Origin of the sequence: Stenotrophomonas tumulicola (assembly GCF_014117215.1) — a bacterium.
GTDB classification, from domain to species: Bacteria; Pseudomonadota; Gammaproteobacteria; order Xanthomonadales; family Xanthomonadaceae; genus Stenotrophomonas; species Stenotrophomonas tumulicola.
Genome location: NZ_JACGXS010000001.1, coordinates 588,345 through 611,542 on the forward strand (window position 1 = coordinate 588,345; position 23,198 = coordinate 611,542).

The following is a 23,198-nucleotide window of genomic DNA, read 5'->3' on the forward strand; positions in this document are numbered from 1 at the left end:
CCGTGCGGCGCAGCGGGGCGCAGTGAAGCGGGTCATGGACCTGCTCTACCGGCATTGCTGGGGGACCGTGGCGACGATGGTGCTGACCGGTTGGGCCAGCACCTGTCCCAGTGTTTCGGTCAGTTCCTCCGTCTTGGTTGCGCCGAGCTGTTGTCGCGTTGCTTCGCAGGCATCGACGATGCGCCGCCGTGCACCGGATCGGCCTGCATCGCATCGCCAGTCCGGGTCGGACAGGGGCAGCACGGCATAGGCGACGGTTTGGCAGGCCTGTTGCGCGCGTGTCGCCAGCGGGCGGTCGCGGTATTCGCTGGACATGGTGGCCTGCTGCCACGGCGTGAAGTAGCTGTCGGGGAAGCGCTCTGCGTAGCTGTCGATCCCTGCGCTTGGCTGGTCCGTCAGCTGGAAAGCCTGTCCACACACCACCTGGTTGGCCACCTTCTGCACGTAATGGTAGATCGCCCGATCCAATGCCGGGTTGGCCTCGGTGACCTGGCTCACGCCCGCCAGGATCGGCAGCTGCGCACGATTGGCCATGCGGGCCAGCTCACCGGCATGGGCGGGCGTGCACCGGTCGCGGGCGGTGGCCACGATGAGGAACAGCACGTCATTGCGAAAAGACGCATTGCGGGCGATTTCCGTTTCGATCTGCTGGATGGGCTGTCCGCCCAGGCTCGTATCGGCCTGCGCCCGCAGGCGTGTCACCTTTGGCGCCGCTACGGTGGCAGTGGCGCCAGTGGATAACGCAGGCCTCGCCCGGTCGGCATGACGCGGCCAGAACAGCAGTATCAGCATGACCATGGCCGCAGCCAGCGCGCCTATCCCGGTAATCCATCGAACCGGAAGCTTCATCCTGGAATCGTGCTGAGCGTGGCGTCCCGGGCTTCATAGGACGCACTGGCGATGTCGGCATCAAAGCGTGCGATATGCAGCGTGCCGCTGAGGTGGAAGGGCTCCCACAGTTCGGGAACCGGAATGGCGTGGCGCAGCACGACCCGGATGATCTGGTTGGGTGGCGGTGGTGGCACGTGGATGCAGGCGCCGTAGAACGACACGAACAGCAGCTCCCGAACGCGGCCTTGATCGTCCATCTCCAGGGGAACCACGTAGCCATCCAGCGCGAGGCCACGCCCTTCCATTTCCTCAACCACCTCCGCCGATCCAAACTGCGCTGCGCGGTTGGGGCTGCTGTGGTCAATGGCCATGCCGGGAATCGTTCCGGAACCGCTGTCGTCCATCAGCCCACCAGGGGCCACGGGCCGGCCGAAGCCGGTGCCGCCGATAGTCGGTGGTGGGCGCACGGTGCGGCTCTGCTCGGTCATCAGGCTTTCCCAGTCATCCACCGGTGCGGCGGGGAGGGGCGTAGGCGCAGTGCGCGACGTTGCCACCGGTGCCGACGCGGTCGTTCCCGCGGTCGTTTGCGCGTCATCGCCGGCGTGGCATCCGGCAAGGGCCACCAGTGCCAGCAGCAGGCAAGCCAGGTCAGTTCTCATAGGGTTTCAATCCTGCGTCCTGCATGGTGTAGGCCGATCCGGCGAGGGCATCGTCGAAGCGTTCGGCCGCAAGTTTCCCGGTCAGGAAGAACGGCGAATACATGTCCGGCATGGGGATGCCCTGCGCCAGCCTGACGTGGACGATCTGGTTGGGTGGCGGCGGTGGCACGTGGATGCAGGCACCGTAGTAGGGCACGAACAGGAACTCCCGCAGGCGCCCGTCGGCCTCGTTCTCCAACGGAACCACGTAGCCCGGCAGGCGCACGGATCTACCCAGCACGTGGTTGACGGTGCGGAAGGTGCCGAACTGCGGCATCGCGCGCGCCTGGTCATGGTTGACCTCGGGTACGTCGCCGTCTTCCAGCGCCTTGAGTTCCTCGGCGGGCATCATCTCCAGCCAGTCCAGTTCCTGCTGTTCGGCCACCACATCGGTAGCGGCTTCGACCACGTGCGCAGAGGCAGCGCCCCCGCCGTTTGAAGCTGCCTTGCAGCCGGCTGTTGCAGCGGTCACGCTGATCAACGCGATGAGGACGAAGTGCTTCATGTCTGCGGCGACAGTCCGTCGGAAAGGGTCCTGCGGTAGGCCAGCAGGGCAGGGAACAGGCCGGCCAGCGCACCGGCCAGCATCACCCCGCCGAGCCAGATCCATTCCCGTGGGTTGGGGCCGATGCGGTCGATGGACAGCCCGAACGCATCCAGCACCCAGCCACGTGCGGCCAGGCTGACGACGGCCAAGGTGGCAAGCGCCAGTACGCAGGCTGCCGTGGTGACCACGACGGCCTCCAGCACCAGCAGTGCCGCCACGTACGCAGGACGCGCACCCAGGGCGCGCAGGACGGCCATTTCCCGTCGTCGCTCCTGCAGCGTGGCCACCAGCAGGGCGACAAGCGAGGTCAATCCAAGCACCACAACCAGTCCACTGATCAGGCGCAGCGCGCCTTCGGCGGTGCCCAGTGTTCCCCAGAGTTGTTGCAGGGCAACCCCTGGCATCACCGCCAGCATGGGCTCATCCGGGTAGGCATTGATCTGCCGCTGCACGCCAAAGGTGGCGATGCGCGAGCGCAGGCCCACCAGGAAGGCGGTGATGGAGGTGGGCGTCAGGTCCTGATGGCGTGCGTCGTCGGCACTGATCGCCGCCCCGCGCAGATGCACGCCGGCGCGCCAGTCCAGGTGTATGGCTTCGATGGCTGGAAGGGAGACCAGCACGCTGGAGTCGACCGGGGTGCCGGTCCGGTTGAGGATGCCAACGATGCGGAACGGTTTGTCATCGTGGCTGGCCAGCGTCACCCGTCCGGTGCCATGGGCCAGTACGATCTCATCGCCCACCTGCTGGCCCAGCCGTCGGGCAACTTCGGCGCCCACCACGGTGTCGTACAGATCGTTGAACGTTTTCCCCTGCGACAGGGACAGCGGATGGCCAGCACCATGTTTGTAGTGTTCGAAGAAGCCGGTGGTGGTGCCGACGACGCGGAACCCCCGGTAGGAATCACCCAGCGACAGCGGAACCGTCCAGGCGATGTCATCCAGCGCGGCAAGCTCCTGGTAGCTCTGCCAGGACACATTGTTGGTGGCGTCGCCGATGTGGAAGATCGAGTAGAGCAGCAGGTTGACCGGTCCGGAACGCGCGCCGACGACCAGGTCCGTCCCGGAGACGGTGCTGGCAAATCCGGCATGCGCCTGTTCCCGGATCCGCTCGACCCCCAGCAGTAGGCACACGCTGAGCGTGATCACGACCAGGGTAAGCAGCACGCTCAGCGTGCGGCTGCGCAGGCTGGCAAAGGCGATCCGGATCATGCCGCCGCCCTCTGGCCAGATGGGCGATTGATGTCGGCAAGTTCGGACACGGCATCAAACAAGGGCGTCAGCGTTGGATCATGGCTGACCACGATGCAACTGATGCCATCCTGCCTGCAGGCCTGTCCCATCACGCTGAGGAATGCCTGGGCAGAGGCAGGATCCAGCGCCGAGGTGGGTTCATCGGCCAACAGCAACCGCGGCTTTCCAATCAGTGCCCGGGCGGCCGCCACGCGCTGTTGTTGGCCCACGCTCAACCGCCCGGCGGGGCGGTTGCAGAGCGATGCGGCATCCAATCCCAATGCGTCCAGCAGTTCCTTGATGCGCGCGTCCAGGCCCTGTGCAGCGGCGTTGCGCAGGGTGCGCGAAGCGAAACCCAGGCCCAGTGCGATGTTGTCGCGCACGGTCAGGAAGGGCAGCAGGTTGAACTGTTGGAAGATCACACCGCAATGGTTGGCACGAAAGCGGTCGCGGGCCGCGCCAGACAGGTCGCCAAGATCCTGCCCCGCAACCCGCACCTGGCCCTGCGATGCCTTCAGTACCCCTGCAATCAAGCCAAGCATCGTGCTCTTGCCGCTGCCACTGGTCCCGCGCAGCAGCAGTTGCTGGCCTGCCGGCAGGGTGAAATCGTCGATGACCAGCACCGGGTCGTGTCCCGGATAGGCGAAGCGAACCTGCTTGAGTTCCACGGCCAAGCCGGTCATCGCGGCAGATCCACGCGTTGCTGCGCCCCACGCAGCTCGACGCGCCCTTGGCCTTTGTCCGTTGCCAGGTCCACCACCGTTTCGTGCAGGTTGGCGAAGGCGGTGCCCAGTGAAAACGTCAGGTGGTCCAGCCGGGAAGGTTGCTGGCAGCGGTAGCGCAGCTGCACCTGGAAGCCGGCGTGGTGGTGGTGCTGGCCGTCGCCATGGTCGTGGTGGGCGTGTTGCTCATTGCCTGCCGCGAAGCCGTCCGCCGTGGCCTTCCGGCTGTCCAGGCGGCAGGACGCAGCAGCGGGGAGTTGCAGCCATGTGGCGCTGGTCAGCAGCGCGGTGGCCTGTTTGAGCTGGTCTGCCTCGGTCGGCGTGGCCGGTGGTCGTTCAAAGCTCAGGATTCCCATGCCGGGGGCCTGCAACGCGATGTCGAGCGTGTTGCCGTCAAGCGCGACCTGGACCTGCGCCTGGCCGTGGACATGGGGACCCTGTTGGCGCGTTTCATGGCCCGGTGCCGCTGCGGGGAGGGCGAGGAGAAGCAGGAAGAACGACTTCATTGGGGGGAGTCTCGTATTGTTATAATGTAACAATATGAAGCTTACTCCCCCCGATTCTGGAAGTCACATCCCCATCGCCAATGGCCACAAGGTGCACAGCCGGTTCGACCTGGCGGCCTCGTTCCTGTCGCTTGGCTGTGCGTTGCACTGCATGCTGCTGCCGATGCTGTTGGCATTCCTGCCCGGCTCGATGATTGCCCTTCGCTCGTTCCAGCATCCCTGGCATGGGGCGATGACCTGGCTGCTCAGGCTGTCCCGATGGGAATGGGCGCTTGCCCTCACCGCGACCAGCCTGTGCCTGTTGAGCATCAGCTGGGGATGGAGGACCCATCGGCGCAATCCACCCGTCATCTTGGCGCTTGCCGGTGGGGGGATGCTGCTCCTGGCTTCCCTGCATCCCCAGGTCCGTGAGGCGGTGATGCTGCATGGTGGCTTGGCGGCGGCCGGTGGTGCCTGCCTGGCAGCAGCGCACCTGGGTAATCGACGCGCGTTGGGCGTGATGTCGGATTGATCGCTGGAATGCTCAGCGCAGGGATATCTGCCGTGCGGGGCGCCGGCAAAGCAGGCAGCCCACCCAGGCCATCGTTCATCGCTACTCCAGCACTTCCCGGACCGCTTCGGCGACATCGGTGTTGTCGATGTAGCTGCCGTCGTTCCAGCCCACGTACGTGCCATAGGCGCGATCCAGTCCCCTGGTGCGCGCCCGTAGCCCTTCCGAGCCAGCGCCCTTGGCCCATAGTGGAACCAGTGCATTGGAATGGTTGCCGGTCGGCCGGAAGCTCATTCCCGGCATCACGCCGCGCCCGTGGTTGACGACGGGCGCGAAGGCTGTTCGCTGTGCATCCGGGCCCATCGGCAAGCTGTTGTCATGGTCGGTGGTGACGATGAGCAGGTTGTGCTCCCAGCCGCCGTTGTCCTCGACCCAATCCACGACGGCGGCGACCGCGTTGTTGAAGTCCACCGACTCTTCGATCAGGCGTCCGTACTGCGGTTGGTCAGTGCAGGGGCCATAGCTCCATTCGGTGCCGCAGGCGCTGGTGTGTGCCGCCCAGTCGGTTGCTCCGCCCTCGACCATGAGGAAGAGGCCTTTGCCCGAACGGCGCTTCAGGAACTCCAGGGCGCCCACGGTCATCGTGGACAATTCGGGGACGGTGGTGATCCGGCCGACACCGGACGGCCGCGTTGCATCGGTTCCCACCACGTCGGCCTGGCGGGCCTGTTGGAGCGTGCGTGCGACTTCCGGCACGCCGAGCAGGGGACGATCAGCCGGGATGCTGGCGTTGGCAAGATCCGAAAACGCAGCGTGGCTGCGGATCAGGCGCCAGGGTCCAGCGGGATTGTTGCCGACGGGCTGGTTGGATAGAACCTGTTCCCAATCCTGTTCGGAGACATACTCCCACTGCGATTGGCAGCCTTCCGCGGCGGCGGCATCGAGCGCGTTGGTGCAGGCCTGGCCATTCACGCTGAACCCTGGGCCCCCTGCACCCATCACCAGGTCCATATGGCCCTGCGACAGCATCTGGTGGGCGATCTGGTGATAGTTGTTCCGCGATGCGTTCTGCGCTGCAAATGCCGCCGGGGTGGCATGCGCGAACGGCACGGTGGTGACCACGCCAGTGGCCATTCCACGCTGTTTCGCCCGCAGTGTGTTGAACACAACCGCAGCGCCGTTGTTGTCGACATTGATGGCGTTGTTGTAGGTCTTGACGCCGGAAGCGAGCGCGGTGCCGGCGGCCGCGCTATCGGTGGCCACCGACGCCAGGTACTGGTAGCCGGCAAAGGGTAGGTCGGGGGCTGGAACGGCGGTGATGTCCCATGCCTTCGCGGCGTCATAGCCGATGCGCTGGGTGTCGTCCCGCGTTGGCTGGTTGCTCATGTTGAGCGGGAACGTCGTCATCGCCAGGCGAACGGGGAAATCGGCATAGGGGGCGCCTTCCCGGCTTCCATATTGCCAATAGGCCGCGGCATCCCAGGTGCCCCAACCGGCACCATCATTGATCATCACGATCACGTTCCTGGGGCCTGGTTCCTGCGAAGTGGCTTCGGCAGGGGTCAGCGATTGGCAACCCGCCAATGCGAGGGTAAGCGAGGCCAGGGCCAGTCGGAGACGGTGGGCAGGGGGCGTGAACGGCATGCGGGACCAGCCTGTTGATGTCGGGTGCCGCGTTATAACATAACAATATCGAGATGCGTCACCTCAGGCTCTACCCGGGCTGGACGCGTGTTCCCGTGGCCCGAAGACGGGTGGCCGACGGCGCGTGTCCGATGACGCGGCGAAATGCGGCGGCAAACTTGCTGGCGTTTGCGTAGCCGGCGGCATGCGCGACGGTCGTGACGCTTCTGCCGCGGGCGAGCTCAATGCGTGCCGAATGCATGCGTCGGTGGGTAAGGAAGGCATACGGAGACAATCCCGTCGCGGCACGAAGCGCACGCGCAAAGCGCGTCTCTTCCATTCCGACGGCGCGGGCCATCAGCGCGACGTTGGGCCGGCTGTCCGTCGATGCGTCGATGTAGTCGATCAGCGCCTGCAGTTGCGCCGTGCCCAGTGGCCGGGATGCAGGGTGGCGCGGCAACCGGGCGAGCTGCCCGAGCCGACGGATGATGGCATGGGCGCCAGCGTGGAGCAGGGCGTCTGAAAGCAGTTGGGTTTCTGCTGCTGACCACAGCGCGTGGAGCAGGGCACTGACGGTGGCGTCGCGGTGCAGTGCGTTGGCCAGCGGAGCCAGGGCTTCGGCCTCGAACGGCGTGCCGTGCAGGGAAGGCCAGTCGATGGCCAGGCCCAGCACCTCCACGGCCGGGCTCACATAGGTGCCGGTTTGCCCGGGAAGGACCAGGTTGAACTGCCCGACGGACCACAGCGCCTTGAGTCCGGCAGACGCGCTGGTCTGCTGCTGCAGCGGCCCTCCGCCATTCAACGCAAGGGCCAGGCGAAGCTGGGTGGCGTGTCCCATGGGCCCCGTGCTGGCGTCGAAACAGTGGTGGAGCAAGGCAACCGATCCGTCTGCACTGGACGACAGGCCCAAGCGTGGGTTGGCGGCTTCCCGCTTCAATTGTTCAACCAATGTCGTCATGGGGCGGGGAACGGAGTCCTGCACAGGGAAACGGAGTAGCGCCGCAGTCTAATTGTTACATCATAACAGCGGGGCTGCCTGGCCCTTGTTCCCCTTTGAGAGGTTTCCTTGAAAGCGCCTGTTTCCGTGGCTGCCGTTGTCGCGGCCAATCTGTTTGTCTTCGCTGCTCCGGGATTCGCCCAGGATCCGACCACGCTTGATGGGGTCCGCGTCACCGGCTCCAAGCGGGATACCCCCTATCTCAAAAGCGATCTGTCCGTCACCGTGCTCGACCGCCAGGCACTCAAGGAAGCGGGAGTGGTTGAATTCCGTGACCTGGACAAGCTGGCGCCGAACGTCAAGTTCAATGCCATGGGGCAGTTGAGCGACATGTTCATCTCCATTCGCGGCATCGAGTCCAATCCCTTCCTGGTCAACCGGGCCTCGGTCTACATCGATGGAATCCCGTTCCGGGAGCTCAGCAATGCCGTGCTCAACCAGGTGGATTCGGTTGAAGTGCTGCGTGGTCCCCAGGGCACGCTGTATGGCGCCAACAGCGAATCCGGCCTGGTGCTGGTCCGTACCCGGGGGCCTGCCGATGCTCTTGAAGGCGAGGTCAATGTCCGCAGCACCTGGTTTGGCAATGGCAACGGCAACAGCCTGGACGGGTTTGTCGCAGGGCCGCTGACGAAGGGCGGGGAACTGTCCGGGTCGCTGGCTTTCATGGCTTCCGACGAGGACAGCTACCTGCGCAACCTGACGCCCTTCGAAGGGACGGAAGGCAAGGTCCGCGAAGGCTACCTGCAAGGCAAGCTGCGCTGGCGGCCCAGTGATTACGTCACGGTGAATGCGCTGGCCTACCACCTGCGCACGCGCGCACCGGGAATGTTCGAATACGAGTACCTGCCCCTGGACGTGGGTCTTTACAACCGGACCTATGGGGCCAGCCTCAATGGCGGGCGGCAGACGGGCGACTTCACTTACATCAACGACGCACCGAAGCGCACGGAGAAGGACGAATCCGTTGCCGGTGTGAGTGCGCAGTGGCAGCTGGCGGCAGGCACGGTGGATGTCGCTGCATCCTATAGAGCGCAGGAAGACATGTCGGCAGGCTATGACTTCGACATGACCGAGCGGGCCGAACTGGCCGGGCGCATCTACGACAAACAGGACGCCTGGAACGCCGAGGCACGGTTCAGTTCCCTCGACGATCGTCCATTTACCTGGATGGCAGGTGTTTCCACTTACCGGACCGACAAGGATTCGATCCTGGGCACGTTCGTCGGACCGATCACGCGCGGACTGCACAGTTATAACCTGGCGCCCAGCCAGACGGCGAAGGGCGAGGACTACAGCGTGTTCGCCACCGCCAGCTACACCTTCCCCGCCGTGCCACGGCTTACCGCCAGCGTAGGGTTGCGCCATGAGCAGGCACGTCGTTCCACCGAGCAGCGCGCCGGATCACTGGACCTGGCGGCCGGTGGCGTGGTGCTGTACCGCGACGCGGCGCTTGCCCACACCTTCCGCGCCACGCTGCCAAGGGTGTCGTTGCGCTATGACGCCAGCGAGGACCTCTCGTTCTATGCTGCCTCCGCCAAGGGCTACATTCCGGGTGGTTTCAACCTGGCCGCTGCGCAGAGCGATGAAGTCAACGACAAGGTGTTGCGTTACGAATCGGAAATGATGTGGAGCCATGAGCTGGGCTTCAAGATGAACCTCGGCAACGGGCGGGGCCATGTCGGTGGTGCGCTGTTCCACATCACTTCGGACAACTGGCAGGAAATCCAGGTGGCAACGGATGCCGATGGCCGGCCGATCTCTTCGGATTACGTCGGTTCCGATGCCTCCATCCGCTCGCGCGGGGCAGAGCTGGAGGGCGCCTACGAGGTAGCCCCCGGGTTCACGCTCACGGCCAACGTGGGCTACGTGGATGCCAAGTACACCAAGCTGTGGGCAACGATCGACGAGAACCTGGCGGGAAATCGGGTCAAGTTGACGCCGCACTACACCGGCTACCTGGCCGCGCGCTACCAGCATTCGTCGGGTGTCTTCGCACGGGTTGAATCGGCCTTTACCGGCTCCAGTGCGCTCGACGAGCGCAACCGGGCCTACCAGCCGGCGGTTGCCATCCTCGGCCTGCAGCTGGGCTATGAGCACGGGCCATGGACCGGACGCATTTTCGTCCAGAACCTCACCGACAAGCGACGCGTCAACGGGCTGATCTTTGACAACCTGGCCTTTGGCCGCGACGGCAACTACTACGGCCCGATCGACAATCCGCGCATCGTCGGTGCGGAGATGAGCTTTACGTTCTAGGCCCGGGGGACGGTCGCGGGTAGTGACGGGCCATGCCCGTCATCGCCCATCACCGCCCATCACCGCCCAAAGCCTCAGGCCATGGCCCCACTCTCCCGGGGGGCCATGGATCGGCCGACTTTCCTTGGCGTCACGGATACGTCATCATTCCGCCCATTCCTTTCCCTCCAGCCGCCGCCAGAGGATCCAATCCTGCCTGGAGGCATTGCCGTGTCCGTCGTTCCGTCCCGTATTTCCCCGCTGACGCAGGCGGTTGCCGCTGCGCTGGCACTGGCCCTTTTCGCCCCCGCCGCGCAGGCGCAGGATGCGCCGGCACAGACCGACGACGAAGCCGCCCGGACCCTGCAGACGGTGCAGGTCACCGCCAACCAGCTGGGCACCGTCACCGAAGGCAGTGACTCGTATACGCCGGGCTCCATCGCCACGGCCACCCGCCTGGTGCTCAGCCCGCGGCAGACGCCGCAGTCGATCAGCGTGATCACCCGGCAGGAAATGAACGACTTCGCCCTGAACGGCATCGACGATGTCATGAAGGTCACCCCGGGCATCAGCATCGTCACCTATGACAGCGAGCGCACCGAGTATTACGCCCGTGGCTTTGCGGTACAGAATTTCCAGTACGACGGCATTCCGATGGCGCGCGATTCGGCCTACTCGGCAGGCAATACGCTCAGCGACATGGCCATCTACGACCGCGTCGAAGTGCTCAAGGGGGCTACCGGCCTGCTGACCGGCATGGGCGATCCGGGCGCCACCATCAACCTGATCCGCAAGAAGCCGACCAGTGAGCTGGCCGGCAGTGCCACGCTGGGCGTGGGATCGTGGGACAGCTATCGCGCCGAGGTGGATGTCAGCGGGCCGCTGACCGAAAGCGGCCGGGTGCGTGGCCGTGCAGTGGCCGCACAGCAGGACAAGCATTCCAACGTCGACCATTACCAGCGCACCAACAAGGTGTTCTACGGCATCCTGGAAGCCGACATCGACGACAGCACGCTGCTCACCGTCGGCGCGGATTACCAGGACAGCGATCCGCAGGGCTCCAGCTGGGGCGGCATTCCATTGCTGGACACCACCGGTAACTTCAACAAGATGCCGCGCTCGTTCAACAACGGCGCGCGCTGGAGCCGCTGGGGCCAGTACAGCCGTACTGCGTTTGCGACCCTGGAGCACACCTTCAGCAACGACTGGGTAGCCAAGCTGCAGCTCAACCATCAGGTGAACGGCTATGACGCGCCTCTCGGTGCAGCGGCCGGTGGCAACCCGGATCCGGTCACCGGCGAAGGCGTGAGCATGTGGCTGGGCAAGTACGTCGGCAAGACCACCAGCAATGCCGCCGACCTGTACGTAAGCGGCAAGTTCGAATGGTTCGGCCGCGAACATGAGCTGGTCGTCGGCGGCAGCGTGTCGCGCAAGCGCTGGATCAACAACGGATACTCGCCACAGGAAGGCTACGACGGCAGCGTGGCCGACTACCGCGCCTGGAATGGCGACGTGCCCGAGCCGGACTGGCAGTGGGGCTATGGCGATAACCAGGTCACCCGCGAGAGCGGTGCCTACCTGGTGGGTCGGTTTGACCTCGCTGACCCGCTGAAGCTGATCCTCGGCAGCCGCATCGCCAACTACAAGTCGCCCGATACCGATGAGAGTGGCGTGGTCGTGCCGTACGCAGGCCTGGTCTACGACCTCAACCGCAACTACTCGGTGTTCGCCAGCTACAGCACCATCTTCAAGCCACAGGGCAACCAGGACGAACAGGGCAGGGTGCTCGACCCGCTGGAAGGGCGCAGCTACGAGGCGGGCCTGAAGGCCGAGTTCCTGGATGGGCGCTTCAACGCCAGCGCCGCGGTGTTCCAGCTGGAGCAGGACAACTACGCAGAACCCAGCGGCGGGCTGACGCCCAGCGGCGGCATCGCCTACCGCGGGCTGATGGGCGTGCGCACCAAGGGCTACGAACTGGAGATGTCCGGCCAGGTGGCGCCGGGCTGGCAGGTGCAGGGTGGCTACGCGCACAAGATCGCGCGGCAACAATCCACCAAGGTATCCACGCTGGAGCCGGAAGACCAGTTCAGCGTGCACACCAGCTACCGGCTGCAGGGCGCGCTGCGCGGGGTGAGCATCGGTGGCGGTGCACGCTGGCAGGGCAGCACGTTCGGCACCATCACCAACCCGGCCGACGGCAGCAGCCTGGTGCACCGCACCGATCCCTACTGGCTGCTCGATGCGATGGCCCGCTATGAGTTCAACGACCGCCTGTCGGCCACGCTCAACGTCAACAACCTGCTGGACAAGCACTACTACACGATCTTCAGCTGGTACAGCACCTACACCTGGGGCGAGCCGCGCAATGTGCGGCTGACGTTGAACTACAAGTTCTGAGCAATGCGATGACGGCCACCCTGGCATGCCGGGGTGGCCGGATGATCCGGCTGGCCCGTCATCCCGGTTCGCCGCTGGGGTATGCAGCCTGGCTTTTCAGCCATTCGACGACAGTCTTGAGCGCATGGCGGCGCGTCGTCCCGGTGCTGTCAGGACACACGATCCAGTAGGCATCCGGCAAGCGCACCTCCCGTTCGCCGAACGGTCGTACCAGTGCCCCTCTTGCCAGTGCGTCTTCGGCCAGGCGCCCACGCGCGAGCGCAATGCCCTGTCCCAGTTCGGCTGCACGCAGCACCAGATCGGATGAGGCGAGGCGGGGACCGTGCTGCATCGGCAAACCAGCCGGGCCATGTTCCCGCTGCCAGCGTTCCCAACCCGCCACCGGGTCGCGATCATGCAGGAGGCGTAGATCCAGCAAGCTTGCGGGTTCTCCCGCAGCCCCCGTGGCCTGCCAGAAGGCTGGGCTTGCGACGGGAAACAACGTGTCGTCCATCAGTGGTTCGCAGTGGAGGCGCGGCCATGGGCCACTTCCCATCCTCACTGCGAGGTCGATTCCCTCGGAAAGTGGATCAAAACCTTGGCCTACCATCACGGACAGCTCGATCCTCGGATGTGCACGCTCCAGTGCAGGCAACCGCGGTAGCAGCCAGCGTGCTGCGAATGACGGGGCGACACTCATCGTCACCGAGAACGCCGAGCGTGCTTCGCGCGTTGCTGCGACGGCGGCCGCCATGTCCTGGAACTGCACAAGCAATCGCCGGCCCAGTTCGGCTCCCTGGCGCGTAGGCGTCCACGAGGCGCTGTCGCGCTCGTAAAGGGGCACTCCCATCCAGGCTTCAAGTTCGCCCAGGTGCCGGCTCACAGACGAATGCGCTATGCCGAGTTCACGCGCGGCCGCGCGTACACCGCCGTGCGCGCATATCAGTGCGAATGCCCGGAGAGCATTCAAAGGCAAGGTCTTCATGGTCTGAATATTAGACCAGTCCGGCACACGCACGCACCAATCCGTCCACCCAGAATCTGCCTATTCCACCTGCAACCAGGGAACGACATCGCCACATGGTTTCCAACTCCCTCATGGCCGCCGCTGGGCTGCTGCTGATTTCAACCCTTTCTCCCGGACCGAACAATCTGGTGGTATTGCGTGCCGCTGCCCATGGCGGCCTGCAGGCAGCAGGGCCAGCCATCGCTGGCATCGTGTTGGGCGGGCTGGCGATGCTTGGACTTGTCCTGGCAGGCCTTGGATCGACATTCTTGCACTCGTCATCGCTGCGTACGGTGGTGGCGACGGGAGGTGCCGGGTATCTGGCCTGGCTGGGCATCGGGCTGATGCGCGCCCACGCCGGGAATGAGGACCGGACTGCGCTTCCCGCCGGACTGGCAGGTCTTTTCGGCTTCCAGTTCCTCAATCCGAAGAGCTGGGTGATGGTGCTTTCCCTCGTAGCGGCGTTCCCGCAGGTCGGGCTGGCAACGACCTTGGCCTGGCTGGCACCTGCGTTCGTGTTGATTCCAACGGCGAGCCTGCTGTTATGGGCAAGCGCTGGCCAGCGGCTTGCAGTTCACTTTCAACATCCCACGACCCGCCGCCGGATTGACTGTGCCATGGGCATAGCGCTGCTTGCGTGTGCAATCCTCCTGTTGCTTTGATCCCATATAGGAACCCAACGATGTCATTGATCGATCCGCCGATTCGCGTGCTTGCCCTGGCCGGCAGCCTGCGCCGTGACAGTTACAACCGCCGGCTTCTCGAAACCGCAACCACGCTTGCGCCATCGGGCATGACGCTGGAAGTGCACGACACCATTGCCGACGTTCCTCTTTTCGACGAGGACCTGGAAGCAGCAGGAGGGCGTGGGCTGGAGGGAGTACGGCGTCTTCGTGACGCAGTCGCTGCAGCCGATGGCCTGCTGATCGCCACGCCCGAGTACAACCAGTCATTGCCTGGGGTAGTCAAGAACGCGATCGATTGGCTTTCACGGTCCGATGCCAATGGGCTGGGGGTGCTGGATGCCAAACCCGTGGCGATCATCGGCGCCACGACGGGGCCGTGGGGGACACGGCTTGCACAGGCGCAACTGCGCCAGACGCTGGCCGCCACGGGGTGCAGGACATTGCCAGCGCCCATGATGTTCGTTCGTGGTGCATCGCAGGCGTTCGACGTTGCAAACGCGCGCTATGACAGTGCCACGCAGGACAAGCTCCGGCTGGTCCTGGAGGCATTCCAGGCCTGGATCAGGTTGACGTTGCCGCGTACGGTTTGAACCGGTCTCCTGCGCCCAGGGCGTGAAGGGAGAGCGCACTTCATATGCGCGACATTTGCACGACATGCGTCGGCCATCATCGTTTCCCAGGCGGTTCCGCGATGGCCGGGCCGCAGGACGAGGAGGACCGGGAACAATGAAGTACTGGAGGCCGATCAGGTGGATATCTGCGCTGGTAACACCGGTGCGGAGTTCGGTTTTCACCTTGAAGGAGAAGCATCGAAGGCTGTACCTGCTTTTGAAGTACTCATTGAATACGGGCCTTGTCCTGCTGGCCTTCCTGCTGGTGTATGTCATGCTGGATTCGGTGGAGCGCGTCGGCACCGCCGCATTGTTCTGATCCGTACCCAGGCGCATGCGAGAAGCATCCCAGTGAGCAGAGAATCCCAGCCCTTATCGATCCTGATCATCGAAGACAACGCGCAGCTGGCAGCCAATCTCTACGATTACCTGGAGGGATGCGGGCATAGCCTGGACGCCGCCCCCGATGGATTGTCCGGACTCCACCTGGCATCGTCCAAGGATTACGACGCGATCGTGCTCGACTGGAATCTTCCCCGGCTGGATGGCCTGACCGTGCTGCGGCGGCTGCGGGGCGAGGCGAAGAAGCGCGTTCCGGTGATCATGCTGACCGCGCGCGACCAGTTGACGGACAAGATCGATGGTTTCGAGTCCGGGCTGGACGATTACCTGGTGAAACCGATCGCCCTGCCGGAGATCGAGGTCCGCCTGCGCTCGTTGGTGGCACGCCTCAAGCAGTCGGCTGCGCCCCAGAACGTGCTGAGCGTTGGCGATCTGCAGTTCCATGTCGGCACGATGGTGGTCCAGCGTGCCGGCCGGGACATCGTGCTCACCCGTACCGGGCGGCGCCTGCTGGAGCTGCTCATGCGCGAGAGTCCGCAGGTGGTGACGCGCGAACGCCTGGGGCGGGCAGCGTGGGGCGACAGCGTGCCGGGAACCGATCTGTTGCGCTCGCACATGCATGTGCTCCGCCGTGCGATACAGCAGGGCGAGGAAAAGACCCTGCTGCATACCGTGCCGGGCTCCGGCTACAGGCTTTGCGACCTTGGGTAAGCTCCTTTCCCTGATCCGCAAGCCGCGCGGTGTCCACTGGTGGATCAGCGTCGCCTTGATCGTGTTCGGACTGATCATGCTGGCGGCATTGAGCGCCCAGAGCTTCAGCAGCCAGCAGCTGATCGAGCACAAGTACTGGGTCTCGCTGTTGCAGTCGGTATCCGACGACCATGCCGCGCGTATCCGGAAGGATCGCAACGCGCCGCTTCCCACGACCGGCGTGGTCCGGTCCTGGTATGTCGAGGGAAAGAACGGCGCCGCCGCGGTGCCGCCCTATCTGGCCGGCCTGCCACCGGGTCTTTACTCGACAGAAGACCGGATCGGGTCCGCGCGCTTCGAGTCCAGGGAAAGTTTCCATGACCAGCAGAGCTTCCACGCGCTGGTGGTTGACCTGCCTCCGGGCCGGCTGGTCACCGAGGTCAACATCGATGTCCTTGAGAGCCAGCAGGACCATGACGCCATGCTCAGCGCGATCTGGGCGCTGGTGCTTGCGACGCTGATCGGCTGGGCCATCTTCTGGCTGCACGCCAACCTGGCCAGGCCGGTGCGGGACCTGGCCGACCGGATGCGCGCGATCGATCCGCGCGACATCGGGGCGAGGTTGCCGACCACTTACAAACGCGAGGAGATCCAGGTGATCGCCCGGGCCAGCAATGCCCACCTGGAGCGCGTGGAGCAGTTCATAGAACGGGAACGGAGCCTGATGGACCAGGCCAGCCACGAGTTCAGGACACCCATCGCCGTCATCGCCGGCGCGGTGGACGTGCTCAAGCAGATACCGCTTCCTGAAACGTCGCGACCTGCATTGGGCCGGATAGAAAATGCGGTCGGGGATCTGTCGGAGACCATGGTGGCGTTGTTGTACCTGGCGCGTGAACCGGAACGGGGATTTGAACCCGAAGACGTCACCGTGCTCCATGAGTTCCTGCCGCGCCTGGTGCAGGATCACGAACACCTGCTGGTGGGCAAAACAGCGCGGCTGAGGATTGGCGAACTGCAACCTACCTTCATCGCCGTACCGGATCCCATGGTGCGCATCGCGGTAAGCAACCTGGTCCGCAATGCCATCGAGAACACCGAAGCAGGGTTCGTCGAAATCACGCTGAGCAATGGCGTCATCTGCGTTGCCGACTCGGGCAGTGGATTCAATCCGGTTGAAGCCGCCCGGCGTTATCGGGACAGCCTGCGGCAGGCCGCGCCAGTGCGGGGGCAGGGCTTGGGGTTGTTCCTGATCGGTCGCATCTGCGAACGCTTCAAGTGGAAGCTGGCGATCGAAGCGGTCGCGATGGGGGGCACCCGCGCCACCCTGGACGTCACCGCCAGCATGTTCGAGCCCGGACCGTAGCACGGTTGGCCAGCACAGCTGGCGTTCAGCCTGCGAGCACCTGGCACGACATTCCGGCGACATCGCCGACTCATTCTGGAATGGAAGTCTGCAGCCGCCCGTGTCGAAGCGGCGGGCAGGCTCGCACGTTCGATATTCCATTACTTGATGAGGTCAGGCTTCCAATGAACAAACTACTGTGGCCGATGCTGCTGCTCGGCCTTCCCTTTGCCGCGGTTGCCCAGGCAGGGCAGGAGAATGACGGGGAATCGGCAGGTCCCGCGCGCTGGGGATTGGGCGTGGGCGTGATGGTCAACGACAGCCCGTACGCCGGGGAGGGCACGCGCGTGATGCCGGTGCCCTTGGTCAGCTACCACGGCGAACGCTTCTACCTCCGGGGAATCTCCGTGGGCTGGAAGTTCGTCAACAACGAAGCGCTGGAACTGTCCGTGCTGACCAAGCCGCGCCTCGATGGCTTCGACGTGGACGACCTGGGCCGGCGGGAACTGGCTGTCAATGGCATCGACCGTGGCCTGCTTGAGGATCGCGACAAGGCACTGGATGTCGGCGTGGACATGAAATGGAAGGGCCGGGCCGGGCAGCTGGACCTGGAACTGCTCGCCGATGCCACCGACAAGAGCGGTGGCCAGGAAGCGTCGCTCAGCTACAGCTATTCCTTCGAACTGGGCAACGGCGTGCTGACCCCGAACGTGGGCGTCACCTGGAAGTCCAAGGACATGGCGAACTACTACTACGGCACGCTGGACGAGGAAGTTGCGCGGGGCGTGGTCGACTACAAGCCCGACGCCGTCACGGTGCCGTATGTGGGCGTGAACTATTACCGGCCGCTGGGGGAGAAATGGTCGCTGCTGGGATTCGCCCGTTACAGCAGCCTGCCGGATGAGATCAAGGACAGCCCGCTGATCGAGCGCGATACCGATGGCACTGCGTCGGTGTTCATCGGCCTCACCCGCAGCTTCTGATCCCGCCGATGGACCTTCATCCGAAACTGTGATGCGTTCGTTATATTTCGGTATTGATGCATAACGAAACATAAGATAAGGTCGTTTGCGATCGCCCCGGTCGGTGCCGACCGGGGCGTATCGCCTCCCGGCGACAACAATCGTCTGCATGCTTCACCCCTGATCGCCGCCTTTTCCGCGCATCTGATGAGGTAAGTCCATGTCGTCACGTCCCGTTTCCGGTGTACTGGCCGTTGCCATCCTTGCGAGTGCGTTGGGCGCGGCCTGCGCCCATGCAGGCTCGCTCAGCCCTGCGGTGTCCACGCAGGAATTCGACAATCCGCATCGTGGTTTCATGCTGTGGGGGAGCTCCTATGCTGCCGATGGCGGCGTGGACAACTTCCACGATGCGCACATCTACCATGTGTACCTGCCGTGGAGGATCATCGAGACCGCCGACCAGGTGTTCGACTGGAACGCGGTGGAGACGCATTACCTGCAGCCGATCCTCGACGACGATCCGTTGGCGACTTTCGTGCTGCGGCCGGTGGCCGATTACCCGGACAGCGCGGGCAGCCAGATCGACGCGCACTACACTGGCGGCGAGAACGAGCGCGATTACCCCAAGTTCCTGGAGCAGGCACCGCTGTCGATACCGTATGCCGTGCGCACCCAGTGCGACGGCGACGGTCCGATCCGCAGCCTGGATTACAACAACCCCGCGGCCAGGGAGCAGATGGGCCAGTTCGTGCAGGCGCTGGCCGCCCGCTTCGATGGCGACCCACGCATCACCGCCATCCAGGTGGGCCTGCTGGGATTCTGGGGCGAGTGGCATACCAGTGGCTGCGAGGACCTGCAGCCGAACGCGCAGACGCGCTCGCTGATCCGCGACGCCTACGTCGCCGCCTTCCAGAGCACGCCACTGCAGACACGCTATGCGCGCAGTTCAGACGTGGGCTCGGCGATGTTCGGCTTCCATGAGGATTACTTTCCATCCTTCACCGGCAGCTGCAGCGCCTTCAGCCCGCAGATGCCCAGCTGCGACGATACCGGCTGGTGGAACCTGGAGTATGGCCTGGCCCACGAGGTACCTGCCGCGCGGCAGAACTGGATGGTCAACCCGGTCAGCGGCGAAAGCCCCAACAACAACCAGAAAGCGACCTGGACCAACCGTACCGCGGACGTGCGCAAGCTGCTGCGGGACTATCACTTCAGCTTCCTCGGCCCGGCCGGTGCGCACGAAACCAACGGCAACGCGAGCAAGCTGCGCGAACTCAAGAGCGACCTGGGGTATCGCCTGGGCATCACCCAGGTGAGCTGGCCCGACACGCAGGTGCGTGGCCAACAGGTCGCCCTGCAGTTGGACATCACCAACCATGGCTCGGCGCCGTTGTACAACGCTTACCACGTTGAACTGCATTGGGTGGCGGCCGATGGCACCACGCGCGCACGTACGACGATCCCCGACGTGGCGCTGGGCGGGATCATGCCCGGTACGGTGCAGAGCCACGGCACCAGCTTCACCGTGCCTGCCGGGTTGACCGCCGGCAGCTATTCGCTGCGCCTGGCGCTGGCCGACGATGCACCGGGCCGTCGCAACATCGCGCCGCAGAACGATGGCCAGGATACGGAACGGCGCCTGCCGCTGGGGCAGGTGCAGGTGCTTTGAGCGGAGGGATCAACAGCAGGCGTGGCGCATAGGCACGACGGAGCAGGCCCCTCGTGCCATCCTGCCGCATTGTCCAGAACAGCTAACCATGGCGTCCAGCGGCCGATGGATACCGACACCACGCGCCATCGCGCATCTTCTCCATCGCCCCCCAGTGAAGGAGAAATCCGTGGACAAGTCGATTCGGCCGGCACGGCTGTTGTTGATCGTCACCTTGATCATTGCCTCGATGAGCGCAGCCCAAGCCACCACGCCAGAGCAACCGGACCAGGTTGCTGCGCGCAATGAGGCCGCCGTGCGCGACGCGTTCGCCAACTGGTCCGCAGGGCAGGGCAGCGTGTTCGACCTGCTGTCTCCGGACATCACCTGGACCATCCACGGTTCCGGCCCGGTGGCAGGCACCTACAACGGCGTGGAAGCGTTCCTGCAGCGTGGTGCAGTGCCGCTGACCAGCCGCCTGGCGCGCCCGCTGGTGCCCAACCTGCATGCAGTGTGGGCCGTGGGCAATACCGTGATCATCCGCTTCGACGCTGCCTCCACCACCACCGGGGGCCACCCATACAGGAACCAGTACGTCTGGATATTCCGGATGGAGAACGGCGCCGTGGTGGAGGCCGAGGCCTTTCTCGATCTTGTCGCCTACGACAAGGTCGTGGCTGAAAACCAGCCGCGCCAGCCATGAACACTGCAAGCCCACTACAGGTCCATGGACCCCCTTCAGCCCAACGCACCCAGCCGGTTGATCTCGCGGTTTTCAACCACGGCCGGCGGCGTGGACAGGCTGGCCAACTGCAACATCGCCCGGCCGATCGTCCCGTTGGTCGTCGCCACGCCGGGCGCGCCCTTCACGATCACGCCCTGTAGCGGTTTCGACAGTGCATGGAAGAAGCGAAGCACGCCATGCGGGCTCCGGGTGCCTGCTTCAGGCAGGATGCCTCCCGGCCGCAGCATCACGGTGGTGATGGGCAGTGCCTGCAACGCGCTTTCGGTTTCACCCTTTACCCGTAGTGGCATCACGCGGCTTCCGGGATTGGAATGGGCGCCGGAGATATAGAAGAACCTGCCATGCGGGTTCGCTGCGGCGTAGGCACGGGCAACGGCAAGGGTCAGCCCAAGCGTTACGTGACGGTACTCGTCTTCGGCGGTGCCGATGGGCGGGGCGCCGGCGCAGTAGAAGCACGCGTCGATTCCGGCCAATTGCATCTGCAGGCTGGCCGCCTGGGCGAAGTCGGGCAGGACCAGCTCGTCCAGGCCAGCCTGTTGGAGACCGGTTTGGCGGCGGCTGAGCAGGGTGATGTGGGTTGCCTGCGGCGCTGCACGGCAGGCGCCGAGGACGCCCTGGCCGAGCAGGCCGGTGGCGCCGGTCAGCAGGATGTGCATGGCGGGCCCTGCGCGCTGGAGAGATGACAGTCGAGCATGGCTCGACTGTACAGCGGCAGGTGTGTTCTCAGCGTGCGGGGCAGGCCGGATCCTTGCCGGCGTGCGCGGCGCAGATGCGGCGCCGGCAATCGATGCCCCCGAGGGTATTGGCGCTGGGGCAGCGGCGCAGCTGGGCCTGGATCTCCGATCCGGTTGACGCGCCCGGGCTTGCCTTGGTGCGGTCGATGGAGTCGAACGCGGCGGTGGTGCTGGCGGCGTTGCGCTGGTCGTCGGCCCGGATCTTGGCGATCAGCGAATCCATGGATTCGTGCTGTGGCACTTCCTTGCGGTCATCCTTGATGATGCCGAGCAGGGTGCCGAGCAGGTCTTCATCGGTGGCCTGCTTCTGCTTCTGCGTGGCCTGGCGGCGTGGCTGGGCGCGCGCGCTTGCCGTCCTCGTCGCGGCCGGGGCGGGTGCCGCCGCAGCATCGGCTGCGTCGAGCGATGGCGTGCCCTCGGTCGTTGGCTGGCCGTCGGCCACCGCCGCCTGGGCGCCGCTGGCCTCGCTGCCGCCGCCGGCATCAACGATCATCGCCGCTCCGTCAGCAGCGCCGGTACGGGCTGCGGCGGGAGCATCGTTGCCGGGCAGCGGTGATGCACTGGCCGGGGTCCGTGAGTACAGGTCGGGCGTCTCATCGTGGCTGTTCCAGCCGAACCCGAGCAGGGCAGCGATCACGACCACCACCCCGATTACCGCGATGATGATCCAGCGCCGGCTTGCGCCTTTGCCGGAGGCACCTGTGCCACGGCCCTTGCCTTGGGGCGCACGGCCTTCAATGTCGGCGAGGATCCTTCCCGAAGCGGCCGCGCCGCTGTTGTTCGGATCGCTGCCGGAAAGAAGACTTGGACGATTTATTCCGCCATTATTCAAGTGCATCCAGCCTGGTTCGGGGGTCGGCATCATGCACGGCCCGGTTCGTCCGCATTCTAGTGTGTAAGGGGGGTGCGTCAACTCCAGGGAGGGCGCGTGGTTCTTGTCGTTGCTGTGATCGCACTGGTGCTGGTGTTCGCCATCGCCTGCGGCCTGCTGCTGTTTCCATCGTATGGCGAGCGGCTTCGGTCGTGGGTGTCGGACTGGCAGGCGCGCGGTGCCGAGCGACGCCTGCGGGCACGTACCCAGCGCATGTCACGTGAAGCCGAGCGCCAGCAGGCGCCGTTGTCGGACGTGCGCGAGGACCTGGGTGGCATGTTCGACACGCTGCGGCGACTGCGCTGGGTGATCGGCGGCGCGCTGCTGCTGGTGCTGCTGCCATCGCTGGCGATCCTGGTGGCCCGCCGGACCGTGGTACTCGATGATTTCCGTGGACAGGACCTGGCTGAATCGACCTCGATGGTTGCCCAGTTGCTGCGCGGTGAGCGGCTGGCGCCGCCGCCGCCACCGCCGCCGGAGGTGTTCACCACCGAGGAAATACGGCGGACGCGTCCGGAAGTGGTGACCGCCGATCGCCGCTGGGACAGCATCGACGCGGGCCTGCAGCAGCGCGTACTGGCCATTTTCGAGGTGATGCGGCGCCAGCACGGCTACGAAATGGTGCTGGTGGAAGGCTATCGCAGCCCCGAACGGCAGGCCGAGCTGATGGCTGGCGGCCAGGCGACCCGCGCCGGGGCCTGGCAGAGCTGCCACCAGTACGGTCTGGCGATCGATGCCGCGCCCATCCGCGATGGCAAGCTGCAGTGGGACATGGGCGATGCCTGGACCCGCCAGGGCTACATGCTGTACGGCGAACTGGCTGCCCAGGCCGGGCTGGAATGGGGCGGAAGCTGGCGCAGCATCAAGGATTACGTGCATGTCGAGCTGGCCAGCGCCTGCCGCAGCGCACGCGCGGCCAAGCGTGCCGAGCTGGCGCGGGGGTGATCCGGCGGTGCCAGTACTGGTATCGTAGCGGCGCTGACCGGCTGTGGCGGCATGAGGGACACGCCGGGAGTTCCCGGGACAAGGAGCAGGATCGATGGCACGACCGTTCATTGTGGTAGGAGATGCGCTGGACCATGGCGGCACTGTCGTGTCCGGCTCCGGCGACACCGATGTGTCCGGCAAACCGGTCGCGCGCGTAGGCGATAAGGTGGCGTGCCAACGGCACGGGAATACCACCATCATCAGCGGCGACGACAGCGCCATCATCGATGGCCGGCCGGTTGCGCGCCATGGCGACAAGACCGCCTGTGGCGGTACGCTCATTTCGAGCCAGGGCACGACCGGAATCGGTTGAGTAC

Annotated in this window: 23 protein-coding genes; 12 read left to right on the forward strand and 11 right to left on the reverse strand. The window is 65.1% G+C overall.

The features are described from left to right. Positions 1 to 45 precede the first annotated feature (45 nt). From H4O11_RS02775 to H4O11_RS02800, 6 genes are read right to left on the reverse strand one after another with little or no spacing between them, the layout of a single operon-like run. A complete protein-coding gene (locus tag H4O11_RS02775; protein WP_182337898.1) occupies positions 46 to 849 on the reverse strand; it encodes a hypothetical protein in 804 nt (267 codons plus the stop codon). Continuing rightward, the gene (locus H4O11_RS02780) at positions 846 to 1,490 is read right to left on the reverse strand and encodes a DUF3299 domain-containing protein (RefSeq protein ID WP_182337899.1); all 645 of its coding nucleotides are present in this window, start codon (positions 1,488 to 1,490) and stop codon (positions 846 to 848) included. The genes H4O11_RS02775 and H4O11_RS02780 overlap by 4 nt, the downstream gene beginning before the upstream one ends. Continuing rightward, a complete protein-coding gene (locus H4O11_RS02785) occupies positions 1,480 to 2,034 on the reverse strand; it encodes a DUF3299 domain-containing protein (protein WP_182337900.1) in 555 nt (184 codons plus the stop codon). Before H4O11_RS02785 ends, H4O11_RS02780 begins: the two co-directional genes overlap by 11 nt. Continuing rightward, entirely contained in the window at positions 2,031 to 3,284 is a 1,254-nt protein-coding gene (locus tag H4O11_RS02790) for an ABC transporter permease (RefSeq protein ID WP_182337901.1), read from the reverse strand. The genes H4O11_RS02785 and H4O11_RS02790 overlap by 4 nt, the downstream gene beginning before the upstream one ends. Next, on the reverse strand, positions 3,281 to 3,988 hold the full coding sequence (locus H4O11_RS02795; RefSeq protein ID WP_182337902.1) for an ABC transporter ATP-binding protein: 708 nt from the start codon (positions 3,986 to 3,988) through the stop codon (positions 3,281 to 3,283). Before H4O11_RS02795 ends, H4O11_RS02790 begins: the two co-directional genes overlap by 4 nt. Then, on the reverse strand, positions 3,985 to 4,533 hold the full coding sequence (locus H4O11_RS02800; RefSeq protein WP_182337903.1) for a ZrgA family zinc uptake protein: 549 nt from the start codon (positions 4,531 to 4,533) through the stop codon (positions 3,985 to 3,987). Before H4O11_RS02800 ends, H4O11_RS02795 begins: the two co-directional genes overlap by 4 nt. A 34-nt stretch (positions 4,534 to 4,567) precedes the next feature. Between H4O11_RS02800 and H4O11_RS02805 the strand changes: the two genes are divergently transcribed. Beyond that, positions 4,568 to 5,044 carry a MerC domain-containing protein gene (locus tag H4O11_RS02805; protein ID WP_182337904.1) on the forward strand — a complete coding sequence of 159 codons (477 nt, stop codon included), beginning with the start codon at positions 4,568 to 4,570 and terminating at the stop codon, positions 5,042 to 5,044. Positions 5,045 to 5,125: 81 nt separating this feature from the next. Here the strand turns inward: H4O11_RS02805 and H4O11_RS02810 are convergent, their stop codons facing one another. Together H4O11_RS02810 and H4O11_RS19425 are read right to left on the reverse strand one after the other, a co-directional pair. Then, positions 5,126 to 6,538, reverse strand: a complete 1,413-nt coding sequence (locus H4O11_RS02810; RefSeq protein WP_343042761.1) for an alkaline phosphatase — start codon at positions 6,536 to 6,538, stop codon at positions 5,126 to 5,128. Positions 6,539 to 6,737: 199 nt separating this feature from the next. Continuing rightward, positions 6,738 to 7,583, reverse strand: a complete 846-nt coding sequence (locus H4O11_RS19425) for an AraC family transcriptional regulator (protein WP_281367567.1) — start codon at positions 7,581 to 7,583, stop codon at positions 6,738 to 6,740. 129 nt (positions 7,584 to 7,712) lie between these two features. On the opposite strand from H4O11_RS19425, the gene H4O11_RS02820 reads away from it, so the two are divergent. Both H4O11_RS02820 and H4O11_RS02825 read left to right on the forward strand, forming a co-directional pair. Next, positions 7,713 to 9,899 (forward strand): TonB-dependent receptor, encoded by a 2,187-nt coding sequence (locus H4O11_RS02820; protein WP_220466551.1) that lies wholly within the window; start codon positions 7,713 to 7,715, stop codon positions 9,897 to 9,899. A 210-nt stretch (positions 9,900 to 10,109) separates the two neighbouring features. Then, the gene (locus H4O11_RS02825) at positions 10,110 to 12,275 is read left to right on the forward strand and encodes a TonB-dependent siderophore receptor (RefSeq protein WP_182337906.1); all 2,166 of its coding nucleotides are present in this window, start codon (positions 10,110 to 10,112) and stop codon (positions 12,273 to 12,275) included. 58 nt (positions 12,276 to 12,333) lie between these two features. Here H4O11_RS02825 and H4O11_RS02830 read toward each other — a convergent pair whose 3' ends face one another. Continuing rightward, positions 12,334 to 13,239: a LysR substrate-binding domain-containing protein gene (locus tag H4O11_RS02830; RefSeq protein ID WP_182337907.1), complete on the reverse strand. Its 906-nt coding sequence runs from the start codon at positions 13,237 to 13,239 to the stop codon at positions 12,334 to 12,336. Between the two features lie 95 nt (positions 13,240 to 13,334). Between H4O11_RS02830 and H4O11_RS02835 the strand changes: the two genes are divergently transcribed. From H4O11_RS02835 to H4O11_RS02865, 7 genes are all read left to right on the forward strand, one after another. After that, on the forward strand, positions 13,335 to 13,922 hold the full coding sequence (locus H4O11_RS02835; protein WP_182337908.1) for a LysE family translocator: 588 nt from the start codon (positions 13,335 to 13,337) through the stop codon (positions 13,920 to 13,922). Between the two features lie 20 nt (positions 13,923 to 13,942). After that, complete coding sequence (locus H4O11_RS02840) at positions 13,943 to 14,536, forward strand: NADPH-dependent FMN reductase (protein WP_182337909.1); 594 nt, start codon at positions 13,943 to 13,945, stop codon at positions 14,534 to 14,536. 372 nt (positions 14,537 to 14,908) lie between these two features. Further along, the gene (locus H4O11_RS02845) at positions 14,909 to 15,610 is read left to right on the forward strand and encodes a response regulator (protein ID WP_182337910.1); all 702 of its coding nucleotides are present in this window, start codon (positions 14,909 to 14,911) and stop codon (positions 15,608 to 15,610) included. Beyond that, positions 15,603 to 16,955 carry a sensor histidine kinase gene (locus H4O11_RS02850; RefSeq protein WP_182337911.1) on the forward strand — a complete coding sequence of 451 codons (1,353 nt, stop codon included), beginning with the start codon at positions 15,603 to 15,605 and terminating at the stop codon, positions 16,953 to 16,955. Before H4O11_RS02845 ends, H4O11_RS02850 begins: the two co-directional genes overlap by 8 nt. Before the next feature lie 164 nt (positions 16,956 to 17,119). Next, positions 17,120 to 17,917 carry a MipA/OmpV family protein gene (locus H4O11_RS02855; RefSeq protein WP_182337912.1) on the forward strand — a complete coding sequence of 266 codons (798 nt, stop codon included), beginning with the start codon at positions 17,120 to 17,122 and terminating at the stop codon, positions 17,915 to 17,917. A 199-nt stretch (positions 17,918 to 18,116) separates the two neighbouring features. Then, complete coding sequence (locus H4O11_RS02860) at positions 18,117 to 19,565, forward strand: DUF4832 domain-containing protein (RefSeq protein ID WP_182337913.1); 1,449 nt, start codon at positions 18,117 to 18,119, stop codon at positions 19,563 to 19,565. 169 nt (positions 19,566 to 19,734) lie between these two features. Next, positions 19,735 to 20,247 (forward strand): nuclear transport factor 2 family protein, encoded by a 513-nt coding sequence (locus H4O11_RS02865; RefSeq protein WP_220466552.1) that lies wholly within the window; start codon positions 19,735 to 19,737, stop codon positions 20,245 to 20,247. 35 nt (positions 20,248 to 20,282) lie between these two features. On the opposite strand, the gene H4O11_RS02870 is transcribed toward H4O11_RS02865, so the two are convergent. Both H4O11_RS02870 and H4O11_RS02875 read right to left on the reverse strand, forming a co-directional pair. After that, positions 20,283 to 20,945: an NAD-dependent epimerase/dehydratase family protein gene (locus tag H4O11_RS02870; RefSeq protein ID WP_182337914.1), complete on the reverse strand. Its 663-nt coding sequence runs from the start codon at positions 20,943 to 20,945 to the stop codon at positions 20,283 to 20,285. A gap of 67 nt (positions 20,946 to 21,012) precedes the next feature. Continuing rightward, positions 21,013 to 21,861, reverse strand: coding sequence for a hypothetical protein (locus H4O11_RS02875; protein WP_220466553.1), 849 nt, complete (start codon positions 21,859 to 21,861; stop codon positions 21,013 to 21,015). A gap of 90 nt (positions 21,862 to 21,951) precedes the next feature. Here H4O11_RS02875 and H4O11_RS02880 point away from each other — a divergent pair, with 90 nt between their 5' ends. Together H4O11_RS02880 and H4O11_RS02885 are read left to right on the forward strand one after the other, a co-directional pair. Then, entirely contained in the window at positions 21,952 to 22,839 is an 888-nt protein-coding gene (locus tag H4O11_RS02880) for a M15 family metallopeptidase (protein ID WP_343042762.1), read from the forward strand. Between the two features lie 94 nt (positions 22,840 to 22,933). Beyond that, positions 22,934 to 23,194, forward strand: coding sequence for a PAAR domain-containing protein (locus H4O11_RS02885; protein WP_182337915.1), 261 nt, complete (start codon positions 22,934 to 22,936; stop codon positions 23,192 to 23,194). The last annotated feature ends 4 nt before the right edge of the window (positions 23,195 to 23,198 follow it).